At 57.2% G+C, this 4,903-nt stretch carries 4 protein-coding genes; 2 read left to right on the top strand and 2 right to left on the bottom strand.

The genetic code is table 11. The features are described 5' to 3' along the window. Positions 1–72: 72 nt before the first annotated feature. Together NTCA1_RS29075 and NTCA1_RS27905 are read right to left on the bottom strand one after the other, a co-directional pair. Positions 73–585 (bottom strand): DapH/DapD/GlmU-related protein, encoded by a 513-nt coding sequence (locus NTCA1_RS29075; RefSeq protein ID WP_086492209.1) that lies wholly within the window; start codon positions 583–585, stop codon positions 73–75. 161 nt (positions 586–746) lie between these two features. Then, positions 747–2,258 carry a TolC family protein gene (locus NTCA1_RS27905; protein ID WP_236549622.1) on the bottom strand — a complete coding sequence of 504 codons (1,512 nt, stop codon included), beginning with the start codon at positions 2,256–2,258 and terminating at the stop codon, positions 747–749. A 242-nt stretch (positions 2,259–2,500) separates the two neighbouring features. On the opposite strand from NTCA1_RS27905, the gene NTCA1_RS27900 reads away from it, so the two are divergent. Together NTCA1_RS27900 and NTCA1_RS27895 are read left to right on the top strand one after the other, a co-directional pair. Further along, complete coding sequence (locus tag NTCA1_RS27900; protein WP_133085355.1) at positions 2,501–4,321, top strand: type I secretion system permease/ATPase; 1,821 nt, start codon at positions 2,501–2,503, stop codon at positions 4,319–4,321. Continuing rightward, on the top strand, positions 4,318–4,854 hold the full coding sequence (locus NTCA1_RS27895) for a hypothetical protein (RefSeq protein WP_133085356.1): 537 nt from the start codon (positions 4,318–4,320) through the stop codon (positions 4,852–4,854). Before NTCA1_RS27900 ends, NTCA1_RS27895 begins: the two co-directional genes overlap by 4 nt. Positions 4,855–4,903 lie beyond the last annotated feature (49 nt).

Here is a 4,903-nt window from a genome sequence, read left to right as displayed (position 1 = left end):
GAGCTTTCTCAACCTCGCCGCAGTGCGCCTATGGCTGAAATCTTATGTCAACGCGGCCTAGGCACGCCCGGGTCACGCGGTGACTTCACGCACTTCTCGAATAAACCGTGCCGGAACACCTCCAACCAATGTTCTCGGCGGAACGTCGCGCGTCACTACAGCCCCTGCGGCAACGACAGCGCCCCGACCGATGGTCACGCCCGGCAAGATTATCGCGCCAGTGCCGATCCAGACGTGATCGCCCACGACAACCGGTGCAGTCACCGGTGGGCGGCTATAACCGCATTCAAAAGCGAGTTCGTGCGAGCTCGTTTCAAAGGCAACATTGGGTGCAATTTGCGCGAACTTTCCGATCGTAACCCCACCCTTCCCTCCAAAGCGAACGTTGGAATTGACGAATGAGCGTGATCCGATCGCAATGCGATTGCCCACGCCGGGTGGGGTAATCGCAATCGGCCCCATAACGATCACTTTCGGCGCAAGCCTTAATCCGGCGCATCGAAGCGTTTCGTAGCGCGCCCTCGTACCAATCCGCCCTTTCGGCAAATGGTTTGCAAGCCAGAGAAAAACGGCCTCCCGCAACATGCCCCACCCCTCTTTTCCCTAGTCAGATGCCAATACTATCGGCGCAAATCTGGCCACTCCCCTAGGTTCAGACAAGATGTCAATGAATCCAGTTCCGTTGTATTCCGTTCTTAACTGATCCAGATTGGTAAGGTCACCCAATCCACGCACCAGACAACCGTTTACCTTGCTTCATCCAGCGAGATACCTCCTACCTCCCGCGACACGGGCTTGAGCAATAGGCCATCTTCGTCCGGCAAGTCGAACTCCATCGAATATTCCAGTTGTACTTTTGCTTTCTCCACGGCCGCGTTTTTCGCAATGCCGTCAATCGGATCGAGTATCGGCCTAAGCGGAAGACCAGCGATCCACCCTAGCCGCGAAGTACGACTGTCTGGATCGTAAGGCCGCTCGCGGGAGAACATGCCAATTTTCAAAATGCCCGCGTCACGCAAAACATTGACGCGCTGGATATAGGCCTCGGACCGCGCCTGCACGGCGGCTGTCCGCGCTGAAAGCAGATCGTTCGTGACATCCAATACATCACGCAAGGTACGGATTCCCGCTGTCTCCTGGCGCTTTACACCGGCCACGGCGCGCTCTGCCGCCGCTACTGCGGCGTCGTAGCGCGGCAGGGCGTCTTCCGCAGCTTTCAGACGTGTCCAATCGGATGCCAGGCGTTCGCGCATATCGCGCCGCGCCTGCTCTACAAACTGCTGATCGGCAAGATTGCGATCTTTCGCGGCACGCAAGGCCGATGACATCTGGCCTCCAGAGTAAAGTGCCATCGTCATGCGAAAGCCGGCGGAAACCGACTCCTCGCGATAGCTGTTCTGATAGGGCGTGAGTGGTGCCCGCATTGCGGATGCATAAGCGCCCACCTGCGGAAGCATTTCAGCGCGCGCCGATGCAACCGCTGCGCGCGACCCGGCTTCGAGAAACCGGGAAACAGCCAGAGAAGGACTGTTCGTTTCAGCCGTCACGTAGAGCGTTTCCAGTGTCGGCAATTCCGCAAGTGCCGGCAACGGTGCGAGAACGTCTGGGTAGTGCCCCACGAGGTTCCGATACCGTGCCGCACTTCCATCCACATTAGCGTGCGCTGAAATGACGCGACCTGCCGCCAGTTCCAGACGGTTCAGCGTCTGATCCACATCGGGCGCAGTTGAGTCGCGCAATCGATAGCGTGAAATCGTCTGATCACGCTGTTTGAGAAGCAATTCGTAGTTTTCAGCGGCAACGTCGTGCAATTCGAGATCTCGCTGCAATGAAACATAAGCCGCCACGACATCTGCAATCGTCTGCTGACTCGTTTCCTCCAATTGTGCCCGGACAACCAACTTGTTGGCCATGGCTGCATCGAGCCCAGAAGACAGCCTGCCGGACGTAAAAAGCGGCTGCGAGGCCGTCAATTGCGCGGTAGTGCCAAAGCCATCCTGCCGATCGGGAAGGACTCCGCCCCTTATTCTTGCATCCGTAAATTCGTGCTGTACGGAAACGTTCAAACTTGGCCCATAAGCGCCCTTGGCTCGCACCACGCCTTCGTCGGCGACACGCGCCATTTCTCGCGCGCCCGCCAGTACCGGGTTATTCTGGTATGCATTGCTCAACGCCTCCTCCAGCGTCTCGCCGCATGCTTGATGCGCCGAACTGCCACAGATGAACAGACAGACCCAACGGCACAGATTCCGCTTCACCAAGTACAACCCCCTAGTTCTGCATGTTGGATCAAATCTACTGGCGAGAAAACGCGCCGAAACTGATCAATTCCCGCTAGAGGTCTACCCCCACCTCTGTTCTAATGCAGTCGGAGATTGTTCCAGACAGGACGCAATCGGCAGATGAGCGTTCAATCGGCAATGCAGGCCGGATGTGGATCGGGCGACAGCATGTATGTTCAGCGGGTAACGGAACGACTGGTTAGCGGGCTGAGGCAGCCGTGAACGTCCTCGCCATCCGTCTTTCTTCGGAACTCAAGGTCGCTCTTGCGCCGCTGAAGCACGCCCTGATCCCCATTCTCGTCATCAGCAGCATCTACAACGTACTGCTACTGTCGGGATCCTTCTTCATGCTGCTGGTCTATGACGATGTACTGCCCAGTCGAAGCGTGCCTTCCCTGGTGAGTCTGCTTATTCTGGTCATCGTAGCTTATGCCTTTCAGGCCCTGCTCGATGTGATCAGGGGGCGCATAATGGTCCATCTCGGATCTTTCTTCATGAGATCCGTCAGCGATCGCATCCTTGAAGTGATTGCTCGTTATGAACTGACGCGCGGGACATTGCCCCATGGGTCGCAACTCATCCGGGATGCCGATTCGGTTCGCGCCTATCTTTCAGGACCAGGACCTCTGGCCATTCTCGACTTGCCCTGGATCATTATCTACCTGCTATTTTTGAGCATATTCCACTGGAGTATTGGCCTTCTCTCCCTTTTCGGCGTGGCGGTGCTGCTCGCACTCATGATTGCAAACAACCGCATCACCAGCCCACTGGCAAAGGAAGCCATGCGCGCATCCGCAGGAAGAGCCAACCTGGCCGAAGCAACGCGGCGCAATGCGGAAGTTCTCAAGGCCCTAGGTATGGGCAAAGCCCGGCATCGACAGTGGCATGACGTTGAATTGGATTATCTTCAGGCAAACGAACGTTTTTCCTACCTATCCAGCACTCTTGGAGGGCTGACCAAATCGTTTCGCATGTTCCTGCAGTCGGCCACGCTAGCGCTCGGAGCCTTTCTCGTAATCGATGGGCGCGCGACGGGCGGTATCATCATCGCCGGGTCAATTCTCTCCGCACGCGCGCTGGCTCCGGTTGAACAAGTGATATCGAACTGGAAGGGGATGGTTGCGGCCCGCCTCTCGCTCGCACGCATGCGGGACCTGTTGGAAGCATTGCCGAACCGGATCGAGCCAATGGGTCTCGAACTACCCAGTCGGCAAGTTGAAGCCAAAGGCGTGACCGCAAGCCCTCCCGGCGCTCAAAAGGTAACTCTGGCCGATGTCGGCTTCCGGCTTTACGCGGGCGATGCACTGGCTGTCGTGGGCCGTAGCGGTTCTGGAAAAACATGCCTCGCAAGATCGCTATGCGGGGTATGGCCCTTGCTGAAGGGATCGATACGGCTCGACGGTGCAACTTTGGACCAGTGGCCGGACGACCTAATCTCAAACATCGTCGGATATGTCCCCCAGACCATCGAACTGTTCGAAGGAACGATCGGGCAAAACATTTCGCGGTTCAGGGAAAAACCGGACAAGGATACGATCATACAGGCAGCACGGGATGCAGACTGTCACGATCTGATTGTCAGCCTGCCCGGCGGCTACGATTATCTCATCGGCCCCCAAGGCGGCGGCCTTTCCGCCGGTCAGCAGCAACGTATCGCCTTGGCCCGCGCGATCTACGGCAATCCTTTTCTTGTTGTTCTCGACGAACCGAACAGCAACCTGGATTACGAAGGCGAAGCCGCATTGGGAGCCGCGATAAAACGCATTCGCGAGAGAAAGGGTATTGTCGTAATCGTCGCCCATCGGCCGAACGTCCTTACCAACGTCAGCCACATCATGACGATGAACGCCGGCCGCGTTGAACGCTTCGAAACACGTTCGGATTTCGAGACGCGTATTCGCGCGCATCGCTCCAGCAAGGCGGGAAGCGATGAGGCAGCAGCGGTGACCTCCGACAAGAACGAAAACCAGCACGTTACGATTGGAAAGGAAATTTCCGTCGGAACCGTCAGCACTGCCGCTGAAGTAACCGGCGGATGAAAACCGCCTCGCTCTCCACACGAGACTTCCAATCACCGATCACCTCCCATACCCCATATGCAGCCAGCGGCGCAGGAATGTCTCGTCTTGTGCGGTTGGGCCTGGGATCGGTAATCGTGCTCATACTGGGCTTGGGAGGGTTGATTTCGTTTCTCCCAATGGCAGGCGCGGTGATTTCTCCTGGAGAGATAACCGTTGAAAGCCATGTCAAGGAAATCTCTCACGCATTCGGCGGCGTAGCAGCTGAAATACTGGTGGATGACGGCGATATTGTGCGCCGCGGACAGTCCTTGATCCGCCTCGACAGCCGTGTATCCGGCGCCACGGCCCGATATAGCAGACTAAGCCTCGATCAGCTTCTGGCCAGGGAGGCAAGACTGCGCGCACTTCAGTCCAGGGTGAAGTATGTCACCTTCCCAGATGACCTGATGGAGAAGGGTGAACATGATCCCGCAGTCCGCGCCGTCATGGCAGATGAGCAGCGAAGCTTCCGATTGATAAGCGATGCAAGAGGCGACCAGATTAGGCCGTGAACCCATAAAAGTTGCCGCCTTCTCAGCCCTATGCCACACCTTCCCGCGA

Origin of the sequence: Novosphingobium sp. TCA1, from assembly GCF_009811895.1 — a bacterium.
GTDB classification, from domain to species: domain Bacteria; phylum Pseudomonadota; class Alphaproteobacteria; order Sphingomonadales; family Sphingomonadaceae; genus Novosphingobium; species Novosphingobium panipatense_A.
The sequence above is the reverse complement of the archived record's forward strand: the minus strand, read 5'-3'. Positions and strand labels throughout refer to the sequence as shown.

Coding starts and splice junctions, on each gene's coding strand:
- NTCA1_RS29075 (WP_086492209.1), bottom strand. CDS start 585: ATGTTGCGGGAGGCCGTTTTTCTCTGGCTTGCAAACCATTTGCCGAAA.
- NTCA1_RS27895 (WP_133085356.1), top strand. CDS start 4,318: ATGAAAACCGCCTCGCTCTCCACACGAGACTTCCAATCACCGATCACC.